We start from the raw sequence: 22,404 nt of genomic DNA, 5'->3' as shown, positions 1-22,404 counted from the left end.
CTCGGACCTGCGCCGCGCCGTACGGACCGCGGAGATCGGCGGGCGGCAACAGGGGCAGGGCCGCACCGTTGTCAACCGGTGGGCCCTGCGGGTGCTGTTCGGCGGGACGCCGCTGGAGGAGCTGGTTGAGGGCCCGTTCCAGTGGCGTCCCGGGGGGAGTACGTTACGGCCGGTTGAAGCCGAGGGTGTACGCGCCGGAGCCGCTGTAGGCGTGCACGCGGTAGCGGTAGTAGCCGGCGCTGCCGTTGTAGGTGACGGTCTCGTCGGCGCCGGGCGTGATGCCCTGGGCCACGGTGCTCCAGGAGAAGCCGTTCCACCTCTGGAGGTAGAGGTCGAAGTCGGTGCCGTCAGGGGCGTCCAGGCAGGCGGCGTGGGTGCCCGACGTCGTCGTCTGGTAGTAGGAGCCGTTCGGCTGGTAGGCGTTCTGGCCGGACGACAGCGAGCCGGTGTGGGTCGACTGGTAGCCCTGGCAGCCGGTGGGCGGGTCGGGGTCGCCGCCGCCGTCGCTGGTCACCAGGGTCAGGCCGCCGACGGAGATGATCTCGCCGATCGGCTGGAAGTACGTGGTGCCGCCGATGCTGCAGTTGCCGGAGCCGCCGGAGGTCATGCCCTGGGCCTGGTCGCCGGAGATGAACGCGCCGCCGGAGTCGCCGGGCTCGGCGCAGACGGAGGTGCGGGTGAGTCCGGAGACGGTGCCCTGCGGGTAGTTCACGGTGCTGTTGAGCGCCTGTACGGTGCCGCAGTGCCACTGGGTGGTGGAGCCGGAGCGGCACACGGAGCCGCCGGGCTGGGTGACGGACGCGCCGCGCACCGGCAGGATGCCGGCCGAGTAGCCGTTGACCACGCCGGGGGCGGTCCAGTCGGCGTTTGTCGCGACCCAGGCGTAGTCGTTGCCGGGGAACGAGGAGATCTGGAAGGTGCCCTGCGCCACGCGGTTGTAGCCGGTCGTGGACTGGCCGTTGGAGCCGCAGTGGCCGGCGGTGGTGAAGCCGACCTGGGTGCCGCGCCGCGCGGCGAACCCGACGGAGCAGCGCGAGGACGAGATGTAGTACGCGTCGCCGCCGCGGATGTCGTACAGGAGCTTCGGCCGGTCCGCCGAGTCCGCGAACTTGACCGCGCCGGTGTCGACGCCGGCGCTCTTCGCCCAGGCCAGGGCCGCGTCCTGGTCGGCGGCCTGCACGACGACCGCGTTGTCGGCGGGTGAGACCGACCAGCTGTGCACGGTGTCGGGCGGCGCGGCCTTGTCCAGGCCGTCCTTGACGGCGGTGAGCTGGGCCAGCGTGCGGGTCACGATGCGGGCCTCGGCGCCGGAGCTCTTGATCGCGGCGGCGTCCGACTGCTTGACGCTGGCCGCGACCAGCTTGCTCTCCGGCCCTTCGAACCAGGCGCCGGCGTAGCGGTCGCCGAGCTGCTTGGCCAGGGCGGGCGCGGCCTGGTTGCCGCGGGCCTCGTTGGCCATCCGGGCGACGGCCTGCCTCTCGCTGATGCCGAGGTCGCGCTCGATGGCGTCGATCACGCCCTTGGGGGGCTCGGCCGTGGCGGTGGTCGTGGCGGTGGTGGTGGTCGTGGTGGTGGGGGTGGCGACGGCGGGGGTGGCCGTCATGACTAAGGCACCGATCGAGATGGCGATCAGCGCTGGGGTCCGCAGCATGGGGTGTCTCCTCGCTGTGGCTGGGGGGTGCCGTCAACGTACGCGGGTGGCCGAGACCCGAGGAGTACCAGTTCGGCCCTATCACGGTGTTATGGCGCGGTGCCGAACCCGGGGTTGCGGCCCAGCCAGTCGTGGTAGGCGCGGCTGCGCCGTACCGCTTCCCGGTGTGTCTGCTTGGCCTGGAGGAGCACCCACGCGGCGTCCGGCGCGGCCGGGTGGCGGCCGAGGAGCTGACGCCACCGCAGCGGCGCGTTCTTCAGCGGCACCACCACCATGCCGGGGGCGGGCTGGTGGGTGGCCTGGCAGAGCACCACCGCGCGGCCCACCTGCGCCAGGTGCACGCAGGTGGCCACGTCGGTCTCGTAGATGGTGCCCGGCGTGAACCCGGCCCGCGCGCACGCCATCGCGAAGCAGTCGTTGAAGCAGCCGTCCCCCGGCGTGACCGCCCACTGCTCGTCCGCCAGGTCGGCGAGCTCCACCTCCTTCTCCACGGCCAGCGGGTGGTCCACGGAGAGCAGGGTGAAGACCGGGTCGAGGCTGATCGTCTCCCAGGCCAGGGTGCCCGCCGGAGTGCCGTTGTCGCCGCACGCCCCGGTCAGCACGTAGTCGAGCCGGCCCAGCTCGACCATGGTGGTCAGCTCGTGCGCCGACCAGCTGGTGTAGGTGGTTACCTGGCGTTCCGCGGCCAGGCGGTGCACCAGGCCGCCGAGTATCGGGCCGTTGGTGGCGCCTATCCGGTAGCCGGAGGTGGGGGCGTGCGCGAACCGTACGGCCTCCTCCTGCAGCTCCTTGGCGGCGGGCAGGAGTACCCGGGCGCGGGCGAGCACCAGCTCGCCCAGCCGGGTGGGGCGGGCGCCGTGACGGTCGCGCTCGAAGAGCGCGCCGCCGAGCATCCGCTCGATGCGCTTGAGCTGGGCGGTGAGGGCGGGCTGGGCCAACCCGAGCATGGAAGCGGCCTTGCTGACACTTCCGGCGTCCGCGACGGCGCGGACGATCTTGAGGTGCCTGAGCTCGAGGTCCATAACGGGAAGGTAAGGCGGTCTAATCTCCCAAACAATGCCTATGTGTCAGGAAATGTGACAGATATTGTCGAGCGCCATCTGGGGTAGAGGGAGCCCATGACGACGATGGGAATCGACCCGGCCCAGCTGAGCGACGAGGACCTGCTGCGCGAGCTGCGGCAACTGCACACCACCCGCACCGACACCTTCCTGCACGGATCCGACGACGCGCTCGCCCGTCACACCTCGCGGACGAACGAGATGGAGTCCGAATATCTGCGCCGCTATCCGGAGCGCGAGATCGACCCGAACCGGCTGCGCGAGGGAGCGAGGGCACGCTGATGGATCCGCGACACGACGTGCAGGCGCTGTCCGACGTCGACATCCACGTCTATGAGGCCGTCGCGGGCCCGGCCGTCGAGCACGGCTGGGTCGGTATGGACGAGCTGGTGCACATCACCGGCCTGCCCGGCGAGGAGGTACGGGAGAGCCTGGAGCGGCTGATCGGCCAGGGGTACGTGCTGCCGACCCCTGACGGGTACGGGCTCGGGCCGCACACCTTCGGCGTCTGGCGCTGATCCGGCGACTCGGGCGTACGCTCGAGGAGTGGACGTCGCACACCTGACCCCCGCGCAGGCGCGCGAGCGCTTCCGCGGCGGGGAGCGCACGCCGACGGCGGGCTGGTGCAGGGGCTGGACCCAGGCCAATCTGATCGCCGTGCCCCAGGAGCTGGCCTACGACCTGCTGCTGTTCGCGCACCGCAACGCACGGGCCTGCCCGCTGCTCGACGTGGGCGAGCCCGGCGCGGTGCGCACCCGCCTGTTCCCCGGCGACCTGCGCACCGACCTGCCCGGCTACCGCGTCTACCAGGACGGACGCGCCGTCGCCGACACCGGTGAGGTGGTGGCGGAGTGGCGGGCGGACCTGGTGCCGTTCCTGTTCGGCTGCAGCTTCACCTTCGAGCGGGCGCTGCTGGCCGCGGGCGTGCCGATCCGGCACCTGGAGCAGGGCGTGAACGTGCCGATGTACCGGACGAACGTGCCGTGCGAGCCGTCGGGGCCGCTGGCGGGGCCGCTCGTGGTGTCGATGCGGCCGGTGCCGGAGGCGCTGGTGGCCACCGCGATCGAGGTCAGCGGGCGCTACCCGATGGTGCACGGCGCGCCGGTCCACACCGGCGACCCGGCCGTGATCGGCATCGGCGACCTGGGCAGGCCCGACTTCGGCGACCCGGTGGAGGTGCGGGAGGGGGAGACGCCGCTGTTCTGGGCGTGCGGGGTGACGCCGCAGGCGGCGGTGATGGCCAGCGGCGTGGAGTTCGCGATCGGGCACCTGCCGGGGCACATGGCGATCATCGACGCGCGGGACGAGGACTATCGAGAGACTTAGCCAGATATTTCGCGGTATGGGTGGAGGCTTCGGCCAGCGCCGCCGGGGTGCCCTCGAACATCACCCGCCCGCCGTGCCGTCCCGCCTCCGGCCCCAGGTCGATCACCCAGTCGGCGTGCTTGACCACGTCGAGGTCGTGCTCCACCACGATCACCGCGTTGCCGCCGTCGACGAGCCGGTCGAGCAGCGCCAGCAGCCGGTCGACGTCGGCCGGGTGCAGGCCCCTGGTCGGCTCGTCGAACACGTACACGTGACCGGTCTCGTGCAGCCGGTGCGCCAGCTTGAGCCGCTGCCGCTCGCCGCCCGACAGCGTGGCCAGCGAACGCCCCAGGGTCAGGTGGCCCAGCCCCAGCTCGCCCAGCCGGTCGAGGCCCGGCAGGTCGTAGTCGCGCACGGCCTCGCCGGCGGTCAGCGCCAGCACGCCGGCGATGTCGCGCCCGGCCAGGCGGTACGACAGGGCCTCGCGGTTGTAGCGGGTGCCGCCGCAGGCGTCGCAGACGCGGGTCACCGGGTCCATGAACGCCAGATCGGTCCTGATCTCGCCGCGCCCGCCGCACTCCGGGCAGGCGCCCGCCGAGTTGGCGCTGAACAGCTTGGCCGGCACCCCGTGCGCGGCCGCGAACAGCTTGCGCAGCCGGTCCATCGCCCCCAGGTAGGTGGCGAGCGTCGAACGGGGCGAGGCGTGCACGGCCGACTGGTCGACCAGCACCGTGCCGGGGTGGCAGGCGGGCAGCTCGCGGGTCATCAGCGTGCTCTTGCCCGACCCGGCCACGCCGGTCACCGCCGTCAGCACGCCCAGCGGCACCCGGACCGTCACGTCCGCCAGGTTGTGGGTCCGGGCGCCGCCGATCGTCAGCCACCCGGACGGTTCGCGTACCCGCTCCTTGAGCCCGCGCGCCCGCCGCAGCGCGCGGCCGGTCGGCGTGTCGCCGAGCCCGGCCACCGGGCCCTGGTAGACCACCCGCCCGCCGTCGGCGCCCGCGCCCGGCCCCAGGTCGACCACCTGGTCGGCGAGCGCGATCACGTCGCGGTCGTGCTCGACCACGAGCACCGTGTTGCCCTTGTCGCGCAGCTGCAACAGCAGCCCGCCGAGCAGGTGCACGTCGCGCGGATGCAGGCCGGCGCTGGGCTCGTCGAAGACGTACGTGAGACCGGTGAGGCCGCTGCCCAGGTGGCGCACGGTCTTGAGGCGCTGGGCCTCGCCGCCCGACAGGGTCGGCGTCTCCCGGTCGAGGCTGAGGTAGCCGAGCCCGATGGCCTCGACGCGGCGCAACGCCTCCACCGCCGCGCGGGCGACCGGGTCGGCCGTCTCCGCCAGCACGCCGATCAGGTCGGTGATCTCCATCGCGCAGTGGTCGGCCAGGCTGCGGCCGTCGATGCGGGAGGCCAGCGCCGCCGGGTTGAGCCGCCGGCCGCCGCACGCGGGGCAGGCGCGCTCGCGCACCACCTCCCGCGCCGCCTGGTCGAGCGACTCCACGTCGCGGTGGAGGTGGACGCGGTCGAACCGGGTGATCACGCCCTCGTAGTCGTGGGCGCGGCCGTCGCGCTCGACCTTGAACCCGCTCCCGTGCAACAGCAGGCCGAGCTCCCGCTCGGTGTAGTCGCGCAGCGGCTTGGCCGGGTCGAACAGCCCCGACTTCGCGTAGAGGCTCCACACGTAGCCGCCGACCGCGTACGGCCGCAGCGCTCCCTGGGCCAGCGACAGGTCGAAGTCGACCAGCCGCCCGACGTCGACCTCCGTCTTCCGCCCGAGGCCGGCGCACTCCGGGCACATGCCCGCCGGGTCGTTGAACGAGTAGGCCGTCGCCGGGCCCGCCGAGGGCTCGCCGCGCCGCGAGAACAGCACCCGCAGCATGGGGTGGATCTCGGTCATCGTGCCGACCGTGGAGCGGGCGTTGCCGCCCACCGGCCGCTGGTCGACGACCACCGCGGCGGTCAGCCCCTCCAGCCGCCCGGCGCGCGGGCGCTCGTGCTTGGGCAGCCGGTTCCTGACGAACGCGCTGTAGGTCTCGTTGAGCTGGCGCTGCGACTCGGCCGCGATGGTCTCGAACACCACCGACGACTTGCCGGAGCCGGACACGCCGGTGAACACGATGAGCCGCTCCTTGGGCAGCCGCAGGGAGACGTCGCGCAGGTTGTTCTGCCGGAGACCGGTGAGCACGATCTCGCGGGACATGGCTCTCCTCCATAGCTTCAGCTATTACCTGTAGCCTAAGCTACATGTCATGGCTGACATTCCCGATCGGAGGGCCCGCCGGCGGGCGGAGACGCTGGAGGAGATCCTGGCCATCGCCCTGGAGGTGATGGCCGAGGACGGCGTGGCCGGGCTGAGCCTGTCGGCCGTGGCCAGGCGGCTCGGCATCCGGCCGCCGTCGCTGTACAAGTACTTCCCGTCCCGGCACGCCGTCTACGACGCGCTCTTCGAACGCGGCCAGCGGGCCTACCTGGAGGCGGTGCTGCGGGGCGCCGCGGGCGCGGAGCCCGGCCTGGCCGCGATGGCCGCCTCGCTGGAGGCCGGCGCGCGGTGGGTGATGGCCAACCAGGCGCTGGCCCAGCTGCTGTTCTGGCGGCCGGTGCCCGGCTTCGAGCCCTCCGAGCGGGCGTACGCGCCGGCCCTGGCCGTCCACGACCACTTCACCGCGCTGACGTCGGCCGCCATCGAGCGCGGCGAACTGCATCCGGACGCCGCCGGCGAGGAGGGTCAGGCCCTGGGCTCCAGCCTGATCGCCGGCCTGCTGTCGCAGCAGCTCGCCAACGAGCCGGGCGCCGCGTTCGAGGAGGGGCGGTTCACCCGATGGGTGGCCCGCCTGCCCGGGGTGCTCGGGGCGATATACCCGCCGCGGTGAGCTGCGCCCCCAGCGGGGGCGCGCCGCGCCGGTTGTCGATCTCCAGGTGCGGCACCGCGGGCGGCTCGTCCACCCTGATCCTGGCGAGGTACGCGTCGAAGGCCGCCAGCTTGCCCGCGTCCCTGGGCAGGCCCCTGGCCTCCAGGCGCTCGCGCAGCGTCGAGGCGTCGGAGCGCACCCACACCAGCCGCACCGGCGGGCCGCCCAGCTCCGTCACCCAACGTCGCCAGCGCGCCGCGTCGTGCACCTGGCCGGTGAAAGGGCCGTCGAGCATGACCGGGCAGCCGTGCTCGCGGATCCGCCGGGCGGTCGCGGTCATGCCGGCATACTCGTGCCGTTTGACGTGCTCGTCGTACCAGGAGCCCTCGCGTTCCCCATGAGGCCTGCCGTAGCCGGCCAGCACCTCGGCGACGAGGCCCCCGTACATCGTGTCCTTGTCGAGCAGGGCGGGCACCGGCGACAGGCGGGCGAGCAGCGCGGCGGCCACCGTGGACTTGCCCGCCCCCGGCGGGCCGCTGACGACCCAGATCACGGTCTCAGTCTGGCAGGCCCCAGGAGATGACCTTCGCCGGCTTGACGCGGATGACCGCGTCGGACATGCCGGGCCTGGGCGGGCGCACGCCGGTGAGCGCCTCGGCGGTGCCGCGGATCTCCACCCCGCGCACGATCCACGGGCTGACCGAGGCCAGCTCGTCCACCACCAGCGAGACCGTGCTGCCGGCCTGTACGTTGCGGAACTTCTTGGTGGCGGCCAGGTCGAGGCCGCCGATGTCGATCGTGCCGGCCTCGGCGTCGACGAAGAAGCCGACGGGGTTGTTCTGCACCTGGCCGCCGGGCGCGACCGTGGCCAGGCGGCCCAGCCGCTGGGTGGACAGGAATGCCAGCTCGGATTCGGTGAGTCTCATGACCTCAAGCATGAGACCTCAACTCAGCTTGAGGTCAACCCGTCCGTCAGCCAGCGCAGCGGGTTGTCGTGGGTGATCGCGCTCAGCGTCTCCCCTTCGACGCCGGCCTCGCGCAGTCCGGTCAGCACCGCGGTGGTCAGGTGCCCGTAGCCGGGGCCGCCGTACTTGCCGAGCTGCGCGACCCGGCTCACGCCGCTGCTGAGCAGCAGCCGGCCGGCGTGGCCCTCGCGGATGAGGTCCAGGGCGACGGCAGCGGCCCGCTCGGCGCCCACGCCGATCGAGCCCAGGCTCACGTACGCGCCGGACTCGGCGATCTTGCGGGCCGCGGCCGGGTCGGCGCCCGAGCAGCCCACGGACACCCGGGAGGCGGGCAGGCCCTCGATCATCAGCAGTTCCAGCATGGCCAGGCCGTCCTGGCCGTAGGTGGCCACCGACAGCCTGGAGGAGAGCGCGGCGCGGGCGGCGGCCCGCAGGGCGCGCTCCTCGGCCGGGGTGGGGTGCGCGCCCCAGCAGCCGACCTCGCCGATCACGCCGGGGAACACGCCGCTGTCGTCCATCCCGTCGAGGATGTCGGCCATCAGCAGGCCGGTGAGCGTGTCGGCGTCGGCGTCGGCGGCGCCGGAGAACGGCCCGGTGGAAAGGCCCGTGGCGGCGACCACCGGCACACGGCTGCCGGCGGCGATCCTGGCCAGGGCGGCCGCGTCGCGGCCCATGCCGATGGAGGTGAGCTCCACGACCAGGCCGAGCGGGTCGTCGCCGGTGCGCAGCGCGCGGAGCTCGGCGATGACGGCCTGCTCCTCGTCCAGCCAGCGGTACGGATCGGAGTCGATGCCCACTGCCCAGCGCATGTCGGCGCGGAGGTGTTCGTGGGGGAGTACGGCACCGGTCACCGCGGCCGCGCGGACGGGGCCGGTAACAGTGCGAAGCATAACCTCGGGCATGCTCTACAGTAGCTGAGAAAAGCCCGATATATCCTGGTTTAGCGCCAGATTTTACCGTTCAGCGGGTTTGACGGACGTTCCGGGTGTAGTCCACATTTGGCCACTCGTGCCTGTGGGCCTACCCGTATCCTGGTGACCACACCGACTGTCCGGGGGGACCGTGCCGACGCAGAAATCCGAGACGGGGGACGCCGACCTCATGAAGGACGAGGCCGCGCGTCACTCCAGCATTCCTCGCCGTCGCGGGCTCAAGGGCTGGCTCGACGGCGTCAGGGCCACGCGCACCGGCGCGCTCACCCTCAAGGTGGTGATCGGCGTGATCGGCACCATCATGGTGGTCGGCGGCCTGATCATGGTGCCGTTCCCCGGCCCCGGCTGGCTGGTCGTGTTCGGCGGCCTGGCGGTGCTGGCGACCGAGTTTCACTGGGCGCACCGGGTGCTGGAGTTCGGCAAGCGGATGCTGCACGCCTGGACCGAGTGGTACAAGCGGCGGGGCTGGACCGTGCGGATCATCGTGGCGTTCGTGACGCTCTGCGCCATGGGCCTGATCATCTACCTCAGCCTGCTCACGTTCGGCGTGGACGTCATCCAGGTGGCCAGGCAGTTCGTCCTCCCCTGAGGCGGGGGCCTCAGAGATAGAGACCCGTGCCGTGGTCGGTCTCCTGCGTGGCCACCGCGTGCAGGTCGCGCTCGCGCATCACGAGATAGGTCTGCGCGTGCAGCTCCACCTCGAACTGGTCTTCAGGATTGAGCAGCACCTTGTCGCCGACCCGGACCGAGCGCACGTTGGCGCCGACCCCGCAGACCTCGCCCCAGGCGAGCCGGTTGGCCATCTTCACCGTCGCCGGGATGACGATGCCCGATCCGCTGCGTCGCTCCTCGGTGTCGCGCTCCAGCCGGATCATCACCCGATCGTGCAGCATCTGAATCTCGAACTTCGGCTCTTCCACGTGCCAAGTTTACGTTCCGCCGGGTAAGGATCACTCCACGCCCGTACGGCGGACTTCAAGGAAGGGTGAGAACGGCGGAGACCGGGTGGTGGTCGGTGCCCTTGAGCGTGTGCACGCCGAAGGAGCGGACGCCGATGCGGGAGTCCGCCAGGACGTGGTCGATGGCGACTCCCGGGAGCGGGCCCCAGCCGCCCTGCGGCCAGGTGGTGCGCAGGCCGTGGCCGGTGACGTCGGCGGCGTCCCGGTAGCCGCTCGCGAGGAGCTCGCGCATGGGCAGGTGGTCGAGCGTGGCGTTGAAGTCGCCGGCCAGGACCCGCAGCGGGCCGCCGGCGCGGGGGAGCGCCTCCAGCCCGGCTCGCCAGCAGGGCTGCCGACCGTACCTCTTGGGCGCGCACGGGTGCACGGAGACCAGCTCCACCCGTGCCCCGCCCGGGTGCGCGAGCGCCGCGCGGACCTGGCCGAAGCGGCCGTGCTCGATCGCCTCGCCGGGGGTGAGCGGGTGCCGCGCGTACAGGGCCGAGCCGCCGGCTCCCTGCCTGGGCCGGGTCACGGCGTACGGGAACGTCTCGGGCAACCCGGCTTCCTCCAGCCGCTCCATGGCGTCAGGCGTCAGCTCCTGCAACGCCAGCACGTCGGGCCGGAGGCGGGCCACCAGCGCCATCAGCTCGCCGGTGTCGGCCACGCCGACCATGAGGTTGGCCGCCAGCACCCGCAGCGGCGCCCCGGCCGGCTCCGTGCCGCCGTCGGCCAGGCTCCTCGGCACCACGGCGAAGCCCAGGGCCACCGTGGCGGCCAGGGCCAGCGCGGCCGCCGCCCGCTTCCTGAGCGCCGCCGCCAGCACCAGCCCGGCCCCCGCGGCCGCCGCGACGTGCGGGGTGACCGCCACCGCGGGCACCCACGGCCAGTCCGGCTCGAACCCCGACAGCCGCAGCGCCGCCCACACCGCCGCCGCGCCCGTCACACCCCACGCCACCAGACTCGCCACGATCTTCACGCCTGAGTATCGCCACAACTCCCGGTACGAGTTCACGGGATTTCCTGGCATTCCCGTCATGAGCCGTCATGAGAAGGTGTGCGCATGCGTGACGTGGAACTCAGGGTGCTGGACGCCATCGACGACTCCGAGGCCGTGAACCTGCTGGCCGAGACCGTCGGCGTGCCCAGCGTCACCGGCACCGACGCCGAGTCGGAGCTGCAGCATCACTTCGCCGGCCTGCTGACCGAGGTCGGCATGGACGTGGACGTGTGGAAGCTCGACCTCGACGACCTGCGCGAGCGCGACGGGTTCCCCGGCACCGAGGCGCCGAGGAGCGAGGGGTACGGGGTCGTCGGGGTGGTGGGCGGCGACGGCGTCCCCGCGCTGGCGCTGCAGGGGCATGTGGACGTGGTGCCCGTCGGAGACCTGGCCAAATGGGAGGGGAACGACCCGTTCGCCGCCCGGATCAGCGGCGACGTCCTGCACGGCAGGGGCGCCTGCGACATGAAGGCGGGCCTGGTCGCCAACCTGGCCGTGGTGCGGGCCGTCCAGCGGGCCGGGATCAGGCTCACCCGCCCGCTGGCCGTGCACTGCGTCGTCAGTGAGGAGGACGGCGGGCTGGGCGCGTTCGGCACCCTGGCCAGGGGGCATACCGCCGAGGCGGCCGTGATCACCGAGCCGACCAGCGGCCAGGTGATCACCGCCAACGCGGGCGCGCTCACGTTCCGGCTGGAGATCGCCGGCCGGGCCGCGCACGGCGCCGCCCGGCTGGAGGGGGTCAACGCCATCGAGGTGTTCTGGCCGGTGTTCGAGGCGATCAGGCGGCTGGAGGCCGAGCGGAACCGGGACGTCCCCGTCGTGTTCGGCGGCAACCCGCTGCCGTACCCGATCGAGATCGGCACCGTCCACGCCGGCGACTGGGCGAGCACGGTGCCGGACCTGCTGGTCGCCGAGGGCCGGCTGGGCGTGCGGCTGGACGAGGACCCGGCGGCGGCGCGGGCCGCGTTCGAGGAGGCGGTGCGGTCGGCCGCGCACCCGTGGCTGCGGGCGAACCCGCCGGCGGTGACCTGGCCAGGCGGCCAGTTCGCCAGCGGCCGGCTGCCCGCCGGTCACCCGCTGCTCAGCGAGGTGAGGCAGGCGGTCGCCGACACCGGCGGGGCCACCCTCACCGAAGCCGCCGCCCCGTACGGGAGCGACCTGCGGCTGTACGCGGGCAGCGGGATCCCGACGCTGCACTACGGCCCCGGCGACGTGCGCTTCGCGCACGCGCCCCGCGAGCAGGTGGCGGTGCCGGAGTTCCTGGAGGTGATCCGCGCCCTGGCAGTCCTGGCGGTCCGCCGCTGCGCGCCCTGACCGGGCCGAGGCGCGGGCCTCAGGCCGGGGACGCGACCCTGCGGCGGGACTCGGGGACGATCAGCGGGGTGCCCGACTGGGGGTCCTGGATGATCTCGCAACGCAGCTCGAACACCTGCTCGACCAGCTCCGGGGTGACGATCTCGGCGGGGTCGCCCTCGGCCAGCACGCTGCCCTCCCGCATGACGATGAGGTGGGTGGCGTAGCGGCAGGCCTGGTTCAGGTCGTGCAGCACGGCCACCATCGTCCGGCCCGCCTCGTGCAGGTCGGCGCAGAGGTCGAGCACCTCGATCTGGTGCGAGATGTCGAGGAACGTGGTCGGCTCGTCCAGCAGCAGGATCGGCGTCTCCTGGGCCAGCGCCATGGCCAGCCACACCCGCTGCCGCTGCCCGCCCGACAGCTCGTCGACGATCCGGTCGGCCAGCCCGGTCACGTCCGTGGCCCGCATCGCCTCGGTCACGGCCGCCTCGTCGGCCTTCGACCACTGCCGCATCAGCCGCTGGTGCGGGTAGCGGCCACGCGCCACCAGGTCGGCCACGGTGATCCCGTCAGGGACGATCGAGCTCTGCGGCAGCAGCCCGAGCCGCCGCGCGACCTCCTTCGACGGCAGCGTGGTGATCACGCTGCCGTCGAGGTGCACGGCGCCCTGCTTCGGCTTGAGCATCCTGGCCAGGGCGCGCAGCAGGGTGGACTTGCCGCACGCGTTCGGGCCGATGATCACGGTGAAGGACCGGTCGGGGATGGCCACGGACAGCTGACTGGCCACGACCCGCTGGTCGTAGGCGAGGGTGAGGTCGGTTCCCGAAAGGCGGGTGGTCATCAGTAGCGGTCCTTTCGCAGCAGGAAGGCCAGGTACGCGCCGCCGATGGCGGCCGTCACCACGCCGACGGGCAGCTGGACGGGGGCCAGCAGGCGCTGGGCGATCAGGTCGGAGGCGGTCAGCAGCACGGCGCCCATGAGCGCCGAGGAGGCGAGCGTGACGCCGGGTGAGCGGGTCAGCCGGCGGGCGAGCTGCGGCGAGGCCAGCGCGACGAACATCACCGGCCCGGCGGCGGCCGTCGCCACCCCGCACAGCAGCACGCCCGCCACGATCGCGACAGCGCGCACCGGCTCGACCCTGATGCCCATGGCGCGGGCGGCGTCGTCGCCCATCTCGATCATGCGCAGCGGCCTGGCCACGTACGCGCAGAGCGGCAGCAGCAGCGCCAGCGCGACGGCGACCGGGATCGCGTGGTCCCAGCCGCGCCCGCTCAGGCTGCCGGTCAGCCAGGCGGCGGCGGTGGCGGCGTCGTAGATGTTGGACCGCGTCAGCAGATAGGAGTTGGCCGCCAGGAGCAGCGCGTTCGCCCCGATGCCGACCAGGACGAGCCGGTAGCCCTGCACGCCGCGCCGGTACGACAGGGCGTAGACCAGCACGGCGGTGATCACGCATCCGGCCAGCGCGCCGCCGGCGATGACCGCGGCCGAGCCGCCCGCGACCACGGCCAGGATGCCGCCGGTCGAGGCGCCGGCGGTGAAGCCGATGAAGTCGGGGCTGCCGAGCGCGTTCCTGGTGAGGCTCTGGAAGATGGCGCCGCTCAGCCCGAACGCGGCCCCCACCAGCAGCCCGGTGGCCACCCGGGGAGCGCGCAGCTTGTTCACGATCAGCTCGGCGACCGGCGTGCCCTCACCCGCCAGCGCCGCCAGGATGTCCGGCACCGGCACGGTGAACTCGCCCGTCGAGATCGCCGCCACCGCCACCGCGCACGCGATGAGCAGCAGCAGCGCGGTGACGGCCAGGGAACGCGGGGCCAGCCGCATCGACCAGGGGCCCAGGCGGACGTTCATAGTGCGGCGAGCCTCCTGCGCCGGGCCAACAGGATGAAGATCGGCGCGCCGATCGCCGCGCACATGATGCCGACCTGCACCTCGCCCGGCCGGGCGATCAGCCGCCCCACGATGTCGGCGCCGAGCAGCAGCACCGGCGCCACCACCGCCGAGTACGGCAGCACCCACCGCTGGTCCTGGCCCACGACGGCGCGCACCGCGTGCGGCACCGCCAGCCCGATGAACCACAGCGGACCGGCCGCCGCCGTCGCCGCCCCGCACAGCAGCGTCACCGCCACCGCCGTCAGCGCGCGGGTGCGGCCGACCGCCACGCCCAGGGCGCGGCCGGCGTCGTCGCCCAGCGACAGCATGTTGAGCGGCCTGCCCAGGCACAGCCCCAGCGCCAGCCCGGCCACCAGGAAAGGCGCCAGCCGCAGCGCCGTGTCGGCCGTCTGCCCCGCCAGCGAGCCGGTCAGCCAGAACCGCATCCGGTCATAGGTCTGGGAGTCGATGCGCAGGATGGCCGACGACATGGCGGTGAAGACCATGCCCACCGCGATGCCCGCCAGCGCGAGCCGTACCGGACCTCCTCCGGTGCGGCCCGCCGCGCCGAGCGAGTAGACCACCAGCGAGGCCCCGGCGGCGCCCGCGAACGCGAACCACACGTAGACGGTCGGGTCCGTGAGCCCGAACAGCCCGAGCGCGAGCGTGACCCCCAGCGCGGCGCCCTCGTTGATGCCGAGGATGCCCGGGTCGGCCAGCGGGTTGCGGGTCAGGCTCTGCATGAGCGCCCCGGCCAGCCCGAGCGCCGCGCCGACGCCGATGCCGAGCAGCGTGCGCGGCACCCGGAGCTCCCTGATGACCGTGTGGTCGCTGGAGCCGTCGGGGGCGAGGAACGCGTCGAAGGCGGCCGTCAGCGGCATCGCCCGCGCGCCCAGCGCCACGCCGGCGAGGCCCACGAGGACTAACAGCCCGAGCGCCACCAGCAGCCCCGCGGCGAGCGTGACCTGCCGGCCGCGCCGCGGCGGCGGGTTCCCGCCCGCCTCGGTGGCAGGTTCGGTGTGCTCGGCCGGGCGCACCCGCCCCCCTCTCCTTACGGTCTGGCTTAGGCGAGGCTAATCTAAAGCCTCAGTACGAAGGCAAGCCTAACCTTAGGGAGTACTCATGTCGGGACCGGTCATGGCTCGGCGAGGTTTCCTCGCCGCGGCGGCGGGTCTGGCCGCCGCCGTCACGCTCGCCGCGTGCGGCGGCGCGGGCGGTACCGCGGCCGCACCGGAGGCGTCCTCCGCCCCGGCCGCCCAGCCGTGGACGTTCACCGACGACCGCGGCAAGAAGGTCGACCTCGACAAGACCCCCTCCAAGGTGGTCGCCCAGGTCGGCGCCGCCGCCGCGCTGTGGGACTTCGGCGTGCGCCCGGTCGGCGTGTTCGGCCCGCACAAGCTCCAGGACGGCAGCAAGGACCCGCAGGTCGGCAACGTCGACATCACCAAGGTCACGGGCCTGGGCAACGTGTGGGACGAGTTCAACGTCGAGCAGTACATCGCCCTGCAGCCCGACCTGCTGGTCAGCAGCATGTACGAGAACGGCACGCTCTGGTACGTGCCCGAGAAGTCCAAGGACACCATCGAGCAGGTCGCCCCCACGGTCGGCGTCATGCTCACCGGCAAGACCGCCACCGAGGTGATCGGCACGTACGAGAAGCTGGCCGCGTCGCTCGGCGCCGACATGGCGGGCGTGCCCGAGGCCAAGGCCCGCATGGAGGCCGCCACCAAGGAGCTGGCGGCGCTCAAGGACCTCAAGATCCTCATGATGTCGGGCGGCGCCGACCAGATGTGGGTGGTCAACCCGCCCGAGTACGCCGACATCCGCCACCTCATGGACAACGGCCTCGACATCGTGGTGCCAGGCAAGGTGGACGAGGGCGGCTTCTTCCAGACCCTCAGCTGGGAGAACGCCGACACCTACGACGCGGACGTGATCCTCTACGACACCCGCACGCAGGCGCTGAAGCCCGAGGAGATGATGAAGAAGCCGACCTTCGCCGAGCTCCCCGCGGTCAAGGCCGGCCAGCTCTACCCGTGGCGTGCCGAGGCCCCCTTCAGCTACCAGGGCTACGCCGACTTCCTGGAGGAGCTCGTGGCCAACCTGAAGAAGGCTAATAAGCTCCCTTGACCTCGACGATCTCGGCGAGGGGGAACTCCAGGTAGTCGCCCGCCTCCTCGCACCAGGCGTCGAGCGCCCCGTTGCGCAGCTCGCCGTGGCTGATGGTGGCGGTCAGGCCGTCGGTCAGCGTGATGCCGGCCCGCACGCCCCGGTCGACCACGAAGCCGAGCAGCGACTGCTGCGCCGTCGGCAGCCTGGTCGCCATCCGGCCGATCACCGCCCAGGTGCGGCCGTTGCGCTCGCCCGCCTCACGGCTCTCGGCGATGAGGCGGCGGGCGTGCTCGTGCGGGTCGGGCACCGGCTCGGCGATCATCGGCTCATCGGACGGCTGGGCGTCGGACAGCTCGGCCACCTGACCGCCCGGCAGCAGGATGAGCTTGCCGTTGCGGGGCTCCTCGGCGCGGGTGCGGCGGATGGCGATCTCGCCGGTGTCGGCGACGGGCACCGGCGCGTACCCCGCCTCGCGCAGCACCCCGAGCGTGCGCTCGGCGTCGGCGGAGGCGACCAGCACGGTCGGCGCGAGCAGCCGCAGCCCCAGCCGCGACAGCCGCCGGTGTGCGGCGATCTCGGCCAGCAGCGCGGGATCGGAGGCCTGCACCACGCAGCCGACCGTGGTCACCGTCACCTCGCCGTGGCGGCGGGCCACGTCGTGCACGAGGTACTCCAGCGGCTGCGGGACGGCGCCCACCCCCGACAGCTCGTCCAGCAGCTCGTCGGCGTCGTAGCCGCGGTCGAGGGCGCGGCGCACGCTCTCGGTGGTGAACCGCCACACCGAGGCAGCGCCCCGGGACTCGCGTTCGGCCACCCTGTCGAGCAGCTCGGCCAGCTCCGCCGACGGCGGCCCGGTCACCACCGCGGTCAGGTCGGGCCCGAACAGGGCGCTCCTGCGCACGCTGGCCAGCGCCCGGGTGGACGCCTCCACCAGCGCGGGGTCGTGCTCGACCAGCGGGGCCGCGTCGTCGCTCTCGCCGCCCGCCTTGGCCGCCAGCCCGGCCAGCGCCCGGCCGAGGTCGGTGAGCGCGTGGTTGGCCACCAGGCCGAGCAGCCGCGACTCGTCGATCACCGCGGAGGCGCACCGGTCGAGCAGGTCGCGGTCGACCAGCGGCGCGTGCCAGCGCACGTTGGCCACCAGGCTGTCGCGGTCGGCGAAGGCGGTGGCGGACGGCAGCCGCAGGAGCGCCGACAGCACGGCGTGACGGATGCGGGCCATCGCGGCGCCGCTCTGGTCGTCGCCCAGGACCGTGCCGTACCGTCCGTCGATCTTGCGGAGGGACGAGCGCTCCATGCGCCACCAGGCCGACAGCAGCACCCGCAGCCGGGCGGCGCCCTCGTCGAGCCGCCAGCGGTCGAACCGCTCGGTCGGCACCAGGCCGCCGGACTTCTCGTCCCACGCCAGCAGCCGCGCCACCGCGCAGATCTCCAGCAGCAGCCGGGTCTCGTCCTCGTCGCAGCCGGTCTCCTTGGCGACCCTGCGCACCTCGCGCACGCCCACGCCGCCGGTCTTGAGCAGCGGCAACGGCGCCTTGGACGTGTTGTCGAGCAGGGCCGCGCAGCGCTCCACGACGTGCGGCGCGGCCAGCGTCATCAGGTGGTCGACCTCCTCGGGGTCGACCGGGATCGTGGCCACCTCGGGCGCCCGCGGCGTGAACGGCGGATGGTAGCCGGGGCCGCGCCGGCCGAGCGCCACCTCGCGGGGCATCTCGGCGACGTTCCAGCTCGGCCGGTAGAGCAGGCCGTGGTCGGCCGCCCACTTCTCGGGCGTGCCGGGGGTGACGAACCTGCCGCCGTCGACCTCGCGTACGGGGCCGTGCCAGGCGAACTCGTCGAGCAGCGCGGCGGCTCCGGCGGGGGCGTGGCGCAGCAGCGCGGCCATGTGGCCGTCGTCGGCCAGCGCCTCGCCCACCCGCGCGACCGTGCGGCGCTTGCCGCCGTGGGAGGGCAGGCCCAGGTTGCCGGCCAGGGCGCGGAGCGTGTCGCCGCTGATCGTCCACGAGTTCAGGTAGTGGTCGAGCGGCTCGCCGAGGCCGAGCGGCGCGCTCCAGTAGCGGGTCACGGCCTCGGCCAGGTGGATCTCGCCGTCGGCCGAGGGACAGGCCAGCGCGTGGTCGTAGAGGTGGTCGAGCCACCGGTCCACCTCGGCGCGCGGCGCCCCGAGGAACCCGGCGAGCCGCTCGGCGGTCGGCCGGGTCAGGACCAGGCAGGCCTCGGCGAGCTGCAGGCAGGGGAGCGGCAGAACGCGCAGCGCCTCCATGACGGCGAAGCCGTTGCTCAGCCGCTGGGCCAGCGTGTCGAGCCGCCGCGGCCACGGCGCGGCGAGGGCGTCAGGCCGGTGCGTCAGGACGCGGGCGAGCCTGTCTTCGTCGAGGGTTCGTAGCCAGCCGAGCAGGTGATCGTCCATCGGTCAGCACTCTCATGGGGTCGCGCGTGGAACTCACCGTGAGCCATGACCATCCACGGTAGTGCAGATCACTCTCGGTCAGGAGAGGACCGCCCACACGATCTTCCCGTGGGGCGAGAGCGCGGACCAGCCCCAGCGAAGGCTCAGTGAGTCGACGATGTGGAGACCCAGGCCGCCGGTATCCAGGAGCCCAGAGTATCTCAGCGCGGGCACCGAGGACCCGGGATCGGCGAAGGCGCTGGCCACCAGGCGGCCGCGGCGCACCAGCGACATGTGCACGGGACCGAGCCCGCAGGGGTCGTCCGCGCGCAGGCCGTGCCGCAGCGCGTTCGTGGCCAGCTCGGAGACCACCAGCTCCATGTTCTCGGCCGGCTCGCTCAGGCCCCACGCGGCCAGCACCCCGGCGGCGTAGCTGCGCGCGCAGTGCACGGACGAGGCGGTGGGAGGGAGCACGAAGGTGGCGCTCGCGGACGGACCAGGCTCGAGGAGATCGCGCGCCGCCTCCGGCCACCAGCCGACAGGGGGCCACCAGTCGAACGTGGTCCACTGGCCGGCTGCCGTGGTGGATTGCACGTTGATCATTGTGCGGCAAACTCTCGTGCACTTGCAAGAGCGAATGCACGTGCAGACACGGTGTGCAAGCGCTACGGTTTCCCTTCAAAGGGTCAATCAGTGGGAAAGGGGATCTTGTCCGCGGCCCATGATCTTTCGGCCGTGAAGTGACAGACTGTGTGACAAGGAAACGACCAAGGAGCACCACGTGTCCATCGATCCGCCCGGTTCAGCTTCGACCGTTCGGCGCATCATGCTCGGTGCGAGCCTGCGGCGCCTGCGCGAGAAGCGCGGGCTCACGCGCGATCAGGCCGGATTCCACATCCGTGCCTCCGAGTCCAAGATCAGCCGTATGGAGCTCGGGCGCGTCGGTTTCAAGACACGTGATGTGGAGGACCTGCTCACGCTGTACGGCGTCATCGACAACGCCGAACGCCGTGCCCTTCTGGAGATGGTCCGAGAGGCCAACACCCCCGGCTGGTGGCAGAACTACTCGCAGGAGCTGCCGAACTGGTTCACCACCTACGTGGGGCTGGAAGAGGCCGCGAGCATGATCCGTACGTACGAGGTGCAGTTCGTGCCCGGCCTGTTGCAGACGGCCGCGTACGCACGATCAGTGATCCAGCTCGGAAATCCCGACATGTCAGCCGATCGGATAGAACGCCGTGTGCATCTGCGCATGCAACGGCAGGAGCGTTTCACCAAGAACGACGGGCCGCGCCTGTGGGCGGTCATCGACGAGGCGACGCTCAAGCGGATCATCGGCGGCCGGAAGGTCATGGCCGAGCAGCTCCGGCATCTGCTGGAGGTGGCGGCCCTCCCCAACATCACCCTTCAGGTGATGCCTTTCCGCTACGGCATGCACGCCGCCGAGGGGGGCGCGTTCAGCATCTTGCGGTTTCCCGAGTCCGACCTGTCGGACGTCGTCTACGTCGAACAGCTCTGGGGTGCCCTGTACCTGGACAAGCGCGAGGACATCGATCCGTACCTCACGGCCATGGAGCAGCTGTGCGTGGAGAGCACCACGCCGGGGGGCACCGTCGAGCTCATCGGCGGCCTTCTCAGAAAGATGTAGATGAATCAGACCTATAACGGCATGCCCGCCGGCGATCTGTCCGGCGTGGCGTGGCGCAAGAGCCGCTACAGCAACTCGCAGGGCAACTGCGTGGAGCTCGCGAAGCTCCCCGACGGTGGGATAGCGGTGCGCAACTCCCGCTTCCCCGACGGCCCCGCGCTGATCTACACCCGCGACGAGATCCGGGCTCTGGTGCTCGGAGTGAAGGACGGAGAATTCGACGGCCTGCTGGTGTAACGCGCTGTTAACCTCCGGCGGGCCCGCTTAACCGGGCCGCGCCGGAGGCGTAACGGCCCCACCGACTCCTCCGGGCAGGATCGGGTCATGCTCGACCAGACGACGCTCTACCCGATCGCCGACGACGTGCTGTTCGCGCCTGGCGGCAAGGTCGTGATCCGCACCTACGGCGTGGCGCCCGCGGCCTCCGGCGGCTCGGTCTCGTACCGGACCTGGGTGACCGGCATCAGGGACCATCCGCGCTACTGGCGCTGGGGCCACTTCGAGGACGCCACCCGCGGGCACCGCAGTGTCCTGGAGTGGCTGACCGGGCGCGGCCCGCAGCCTGGCCAGGCGCAAGCCTGAGCCGGTGCTGGTCAGACCCCGCCGACCGGCGCGTTCCAGGTCCTGATCACCGGTTCGCCGTGCTCGAAGGCCAGCCGCGAGTACGTGCCGGTGTCCAGCTTGAACAGCCGGCCGTCCGCCGGGGGCAGGCGCAGCCAGCGCGCGGTGAGCACGCGCAGCAGATGACCGTGCGCGACCACCGCCACCCGCCCGTGGACCCGCCGGCACCGCTCGATCACCCGGTCGGCGCGGGCGCCCACCTCGGCGGCGCTCTCGCCCGGGGTGCCGCCCGGTGGGACGCCGTCGCGCCACAGGTACCAGCCGGGCCGGTCCTTTCTGATGTCCGGGGTGGTGATGCCCTCATAGCCGCCGTAGTCCCACTCCCACAGATCCGGATCGACCTCGTACGAGCTGAGGCCGGCCAGGTCGGCGGTGCGGGTGGCGCGCCGCGCGGGCGAGACCACGACCAGCTCGGACGGGCTCTCCCCGAGCACCGGGATGAGCGCCTTGGCCTGCTCCTCGCCGCGCGGGGTCAGCGGCACGTCGGTCCGGCCGGTGTGCCTGCCCGTCCTGCTCCACTCCGTCTCGCCGTGGCGGAGCAACACCATCTCGTCCATGGGTCCATCATCCGCCACCCCGGCTTCAGGTGGCCGGGGTGCCCTGCTCGGACCGGCTCGCCCTGAGGAGCGGGACGGCCGCCGCCAGCACTCCAGCGGTGGCCGGCGCGGCGAGCCACGACCGTCCTGCGCCGGCCAGGGCGAGCAGGGTCTCGAGGACGGACCCCACGATCGCGGCCAGGGCGACGAGCATGAGCAGCGTGCCGCCCGAGCGGCCGAGCAGCCGGGGCGGCGTGATCGCCTGCCGGTGGCTGAGCAGGGCGATCGCCGCCGTCGCCGCGCCGGCCAGCGGCAGCGCCTGGCCGAGCACGTATCCGGCGGCCCCGGACGGGAACGCGAGCAGGAGCGCGAACGGCTGGGTCGCGAGGACGGCGAACCACGCCAGCCGGAGCGCGCCCACGCGGTGGTGCAGCACGACCGCGGCCGGCGCGCCCACCAGGGGCGGGGCCAGCATGGTGACGAGGTCCCACCCGTCCGCCAGCCCGTCCGGCCGCGGGGCGTCGATCAGCTGTTGCAGGGCCGCCAGCGCGACGAGATAGCCGGCGATCGCACGGAGCACCGGATGCCGGAGCGTGAACCGCACCCCGGCCACCGCCTCCGGCCACACCCCCTCCCTCGGCGGCGCCGGATCCTCGGGCACGTCCACGTACCGGAACAGCAGCGCCGAGACCGCGAACCCCACCGCCGGCACCACGAGCACGACCACGACGGCCGCCGTGGACGGCAGCCCCACGCTGACGGCGAAGCCGAACGTCCCCACCGACGCGATCCCGTACAGCCACGCGTTGACCGGGACGAACCGGTGCCGACCGGTCACCGCCGGCAGATAGGCCTCCAGCGCCAGCGCGCCCGTGACGGCCACCAGGGTGACGGCCCCGATCGCCAGCATGACGTGAGCCGTCGTGACGGCGCCGGCCAGGGCGGCGACCGCGAGCGAGCCGAGCGCGACCGCCCCCGCCACCCCCGACCAGACCAGCGCCGACCGGCGTGCCGCCCGGTCCACGAGCACCCCCATCGGCACCGGCAGCAGGAACGCCAGCAGCCCGGCCGGCAGGATCACCAGCCCCAGGGATTGGAAGCCTCCCTCGCCCAGGAACATGAGGGTGACACCGACCAGGCTCGCGTCGGCCCACAAGGCCATCTGGAGGACCGTGCCGCCCGCGACATAGCGGGCGAGCGGCCGGCTGGAAGTGATCATCACGGCATCCTCCCACCGAGGCCCT

General features: G+C 72.8%; 25 protein-coding genes. 10 read left to right on the top strand and 15 right to left on the bottom strand.

Annotation, left to right across the window (positions count from 1 at the left end; all coding sequences use genetic code 11):
• Window positions 1-163: 163 nt before the first annotated feature.
• Both FR742_RS23525 and FR742_RS23520 read right to left on the bottom strand, forming a co-directional pair.
• Entirely contained in the window at window positions 164-1,651 is a 1,488-nt protein-coding gene (locus FR742_RS23525) for a S1 family peptidase (RefSeq protein ID WP_148032945.1), read from the bottom strand.
• Window positions 1,652-1,740: 89 nt separating this feature from the next.
• Window positions 1,741-2,673 (bottom strand): LysR family transcriptional regulator, encoded by a 933-nt coding sequence (locus FR742_RS23520; protein ID WP_148032944.1) that lies wholly within the window; start codon window positions 2,671-2,673, stop codon window positions 1,741-1,743.
• Between the two features lie 96 nt (window positions 2,674-2,769).
• On the opposite strand from FR742_RS23520, the gene FR742_RS23515 reads away from it, so the two are divergent.
• Genes FR742_RS23515 through FR742_RS23505 form a run of 3 tightly spaced genes read left to right on the top strand, consistent with a single transcriptional unit; the run spans window position 2,770 to window position 4,038 of the window.
• Window positions 2,770-2,994 carry a DUF6158 family protein gene (locus tag FR742_RS23515; RefSeq protein WP_148032943.1) on the top strand — a complete coding sequence of 75 codons (225 nt, stop codon included), beginning with the start codon at window positions 2,770-2,772 and terminating at the stop codon, window positions 2,992-2,994.
• Window positions 2,994-3,230 carry a hypothetical protein gene (locus FR742_RS23510; protein WP_148032942.1) on the top strand — a complete coding sequence of 79 codons (237 nt, stop codon included), beginning with the start codon at window positions 2,994-2,996 and terminating at the stop codon, window positions 3,228-3,230. Before FR742_RS23515 ends, FR742_RS23510 begins: the two co-directional genes overlap by 1 nt.
• Before the next feature lie 28 nt (window positions 3,231-3,258).
• Window positions 3,259-4,038 carry a putative hydro-lyase gene (locus tag FR742_RS23505; protein ID WP_222709029.1) on the top strand — a complete coding sequence of 260 codons (780 nt, stop codon included), beginning with the start codon at window positions 3,259-3,261 and terminating at the stop codon, window positions 4,036-4,038.
• On the opposite strand, the gene FR742_RS23500 is transcribed toward FR742_RS23505, so the two are convergent.
• Window positions 4,001-6,214, bottom strand: coding sequence for an excinuclease ABC subunit UvrA (locus FR742_RS23500; RefSeq protein WP_148032941.1), 2,214 nt, complete (start codon window positions 6,212-6,214; stop codon window positions 4,001-4,003). The genes FR742_RS23505 and FR742_RS23500 overlap by 38 nt on opposite strands.
• A gap of 49 nt (window positions 6,215-6,263) precedes the next feature.
• On the opposite strand from FR742_RS23500, the gene FR742_RS23495 reads away from it, so the two are divergent.
• A complete protein-coding gene (locus tag FR742_RS23495) occupies window positions 6,264-6,884 on the top strand; it encodes a TetR/AcrR family transcriptional regulator (protein WP_148032940.1) in 621 nt (206 codons plus the stop codon).
• On the opposite strand, the gene FR742_RS23490 is transcribed toward FR742_RS23495, so the two are convergent.
• From FR742_RS23490 to FR742_RS23480, 3 genes are read right to left on the bottom strand one after another with little or no spacing between them, the layout of a single operon-like run.
• Window positions 6,826-7,416, bottom strand: coding sequence for an ATP-binding protein (locus FR742_RS23490; RefSeq protein ID WP_148032939.1), 591 nt, complete (start codon window positions 7,414-7,416; stop codon window positions 6,826-6,828). The genes FR742_RS23495 and FR742_RS23490 overlap by 59 nt on opposite strands.
• Window positions 7,417-7,420: 4 nt before the next feature.
• Window positions 7,421-7,789 carry a PPOX class F420-dependent oxidoreductase gene (locus FR742_RS23485; RefSeq protein ID WP_148032938.1) on the bottom strand — a complete coding sequence of 123 codons (369 nt, stop codon included), beginning with the start codon at window positions 7,787-7,789 and terminating at the stop codon, window positions 7,421-7,423.
• Between the two features lie 23 nt (window positions 7,790-7,812).
• A complete protein-coding gene (locus FR742_RS23480; protein ID WP_261808700.1) occupies window positions 7,813-8,718 on the bottom strand; it encodes an aryldialkylphosphatase in 906 nt (301 codons plus the stop codon).
• Between the two features lie 172 nt (window positions 8,719-8,890).
• Between FR742_RS23480 and FR742_RS23475 the strand changes: the two genes are divergently transcribed.
• On the top strand, window positions 8,891-9,349 hold the full coding sequence (locus FR742_RS23475) for a TIGR02611 family protein (protein WP_148032936.1): 459 nt from the start codon (window positions 8,891-8,893) through the stop codon (window positions 9,347-9,349).
• Window positions 9,350-9,359: 10 nt separating this feature from the next.
• Here the strand turns inward: FR742_RS23475 and FR742_RS23470 are convergent, their stop codons facing one another.
• Entirely contained in the window at window positions 9,360-9,680 is a 321-nt protein-coding gene (locus FR742_RS23470) for a co-chaperone GroES (protein WP_148032935.1), read from the bottom strand.
• 55 nt (window positions 9,681-9,735) lie between these two features.
• On the bottom strand, window positions 9,736-10,674 hold the full coding sequence (locus tag FR742_RS23465; RefSeq protein WP_222709028.1) for an endonuclease/exonuclease/phosphatase family protein: 939 nt from the start codon (window positions 10,672-10,674) through the stop codon (window positions 9,736-9,738).
• 84 nt (window positions 10,675-10,758) lie between these two features.
• On the opposite strand from FR742_RS23465, the gene FR742_RS23460 reads away from it, so the two are divergent.
• Window positions 10,759-12,009 (top strand): ArgE/DapE family deacylase, encoded by a 1,251-nt coding sequence (locus tag FR742_RS23460; RefSeq protein WP_148032933.1) that lies wholly within the window; start codon window positions 10,759-10,761, stop codon window positions 12,007-12,009.
• A gap of 19 nt (window positions 12,010-12,028) precedes the next feature.
• On the opposite strand, the gene FR742_RS23455 is transcribed toward FR742_RS23460, so the two are convergent.
• Genes FR742_RS23455 through FR742_RS23445 form a run of 3 tightly spaced genes read right to left on the bottom strand, consistent with a single transcriptional unit; the run spans window position 12,029 to window position 14,894 of the window.
• Window positions 12,029-12,829: an ABC transporter ATP-binding protein gene (locus tag FR742_RS23455; RefSeq protein ID WP_148032932.1), complete on the bottom strand. Its 801-nt coding sequence runs from the start codon at window positions 12,827-12,829 to the stop codon at window positions 12,029-12,031.
• Window positions 12,829-13,836 carry an iron chelate uptake ABC transporter family permease subunit gene (locus tag FR742_RS23450; protein WP_148032931.1) on the bottom strand — a complete coding sequence of 336 codons (1,008 nt, stop codon included), beginning with the start codon at window positions 13,834-13,836 and terminating at the stop codon, window positions 12,829-12,831. The genes FR742_RS23455 and FR742_RS23450 overlap by 1 nt, the downstream gene beginning before the upstream one ends.
• Window positions 13,833-14,894, bottom strand: coding sequence for an iron ABC transporter permease (locus FR742_RS23445; RefSeq protein ID WP_148032930.1), 1,062 nt, complete (start codon window positions 14,892-14,894; stop codon window positions 13,833-13,835). The genes FR742_RS23450 and FR742_RS23445 overlap by 4 nt, the downstream gene beginning before the upstream one ends.
• Before the next feature lie 85 nt (window positions 14,895-14,979).
• Here FR742_RS23445 and FR742_RS23440 point away from each other — a divergent pair, with 85 nt between their 5' ends.
• Window positions 14,980-15,987 (top strand): ABC transporter substrate-binding protein, encoded by a 1,008-nt coding sequence (locus FR742_RS23440; RefSeq protein ID WP_148032929.1) that lies wholly within the window; start codon window positions 14,980-14,982, stop codon window positions 15,985-15,987.
• Here the strand turns inward: FR742_RS23440 and FR742_RS23435 are convergent.
• Both FR742_RS23435 and FR742_RS23430 read right to left on the bottom strand, forming a co-directional pair.
• Window positions 15,971-18,376 (bottom strand): helicase-associated domain-containing protein, encoded by a 2,406-nt coding sequence (locus FR742_RS23435; RefSeq protein ID WP_148032928.1) that lies wholly within the window; start codon window positions 18,374-18,376, stop codon window positions 15,971-15,973. The genes FR742_RS23440 and FR742_RS23435 overlap by 17 nt on opposite strands.
• Before the next feature lie 78 nt (window positions 18,377-18,454).
• A complete protein-coding gene (locus FR742_RS23430; protein ID WP_148032927.1) occupies window positions 18,455-18,958 on the bottom strand; it encodes an anti-sigma regulatory factor in 504 nt (167 codons plus the stop codon).
• A 223-nt stretch (window positions 18,959-19,181) separates the two neighbouring features.
• Between FR742_RS23430 and FR742_RS23425 the strand changes: the two genes are divergently transcribed.
• The 3 genes from FR742_RS23425 (at window position 19,182) to FR742_RS23415 (ending at window position 20,585) form a co-directional block, all read left to right on the top strand.
• Window positions 19,182-20,003, top strand: coding sequence for a helix-turn-helix transcriptional regulator (locus tag FR742_RS23425; protein WP_148034773.1), 822 nt, complete (start codon window positions 19,182-19,184; stop codon window positions 20,001-20,003).
• On the top strand, window positions 20,004-20,240 hold the full coding sequence (locus tag FR742_RS23420; RefSeq protein WP_148032926.1) for a DUF397 domain-containing protein: 237 nt from the start codon (window positions 20,004-20,006) through the stop codon (window positions 20,238-20,240).
• An 87-nt stretch (window positions 20,241-20,327) separates the two neighbouring features.
• The gene (locus FR742_RS23415; protein WP_148032925.1) at window positions 20,328-20,585 is read left to right on the top strand and encodes a hypothetical protein; all 258 of its coding nucleotides are present in this window, start codon (window positions 20,328-20,330) and stop codon (window positions 20,583-20,585) included.
• 11 nt (window positions 20,586-20,596) lie between these two features.
• Here the strand turns inward: FR742_RS23415 and FR742_RS23410 are convergent, their stop codons facing one another.
• Window positions 20,597-21,181, bottom strand: coding sequence for a histidine phosphatase family protein (locus tag FR742_RS23410; RefSeq protein WP_148032924.1), 585 nt, complete (start codon window positions 21,179-21,181; stop codon window positions 20,597-20,599).
• Window positions 21,182-21,206: 25 nt separating this feature from the next.
• Window positions 21,207-22,379 carry an MFS transporter gene (locus FR742_RS23405; RefSeq protein WP_148032923.1) on the bottom strand — a complete coding sequence of 391 codons (1,173 nt, stop codon included), beginning with the start codon at window positions 22,377-22,379 and terminating at the stop codon, window positions 21,207-21,209.
• Window positions 22,380-22,404 lie beyond the last annotated feature (25 nt).

The organism is Nonomuraea sp. C10 (assembly GCF_008017515.1).
Taxonomy (GTDB): Bacteria; Actinomycetota; Actinomycetes; order Streptosporangiales; family Streptosporangiaceae; genus Nonomuraea; species Nonomuraea ferruginea.
This window is presented reverse-complemented; position numbering and strand designations above follow the sequence as displayed.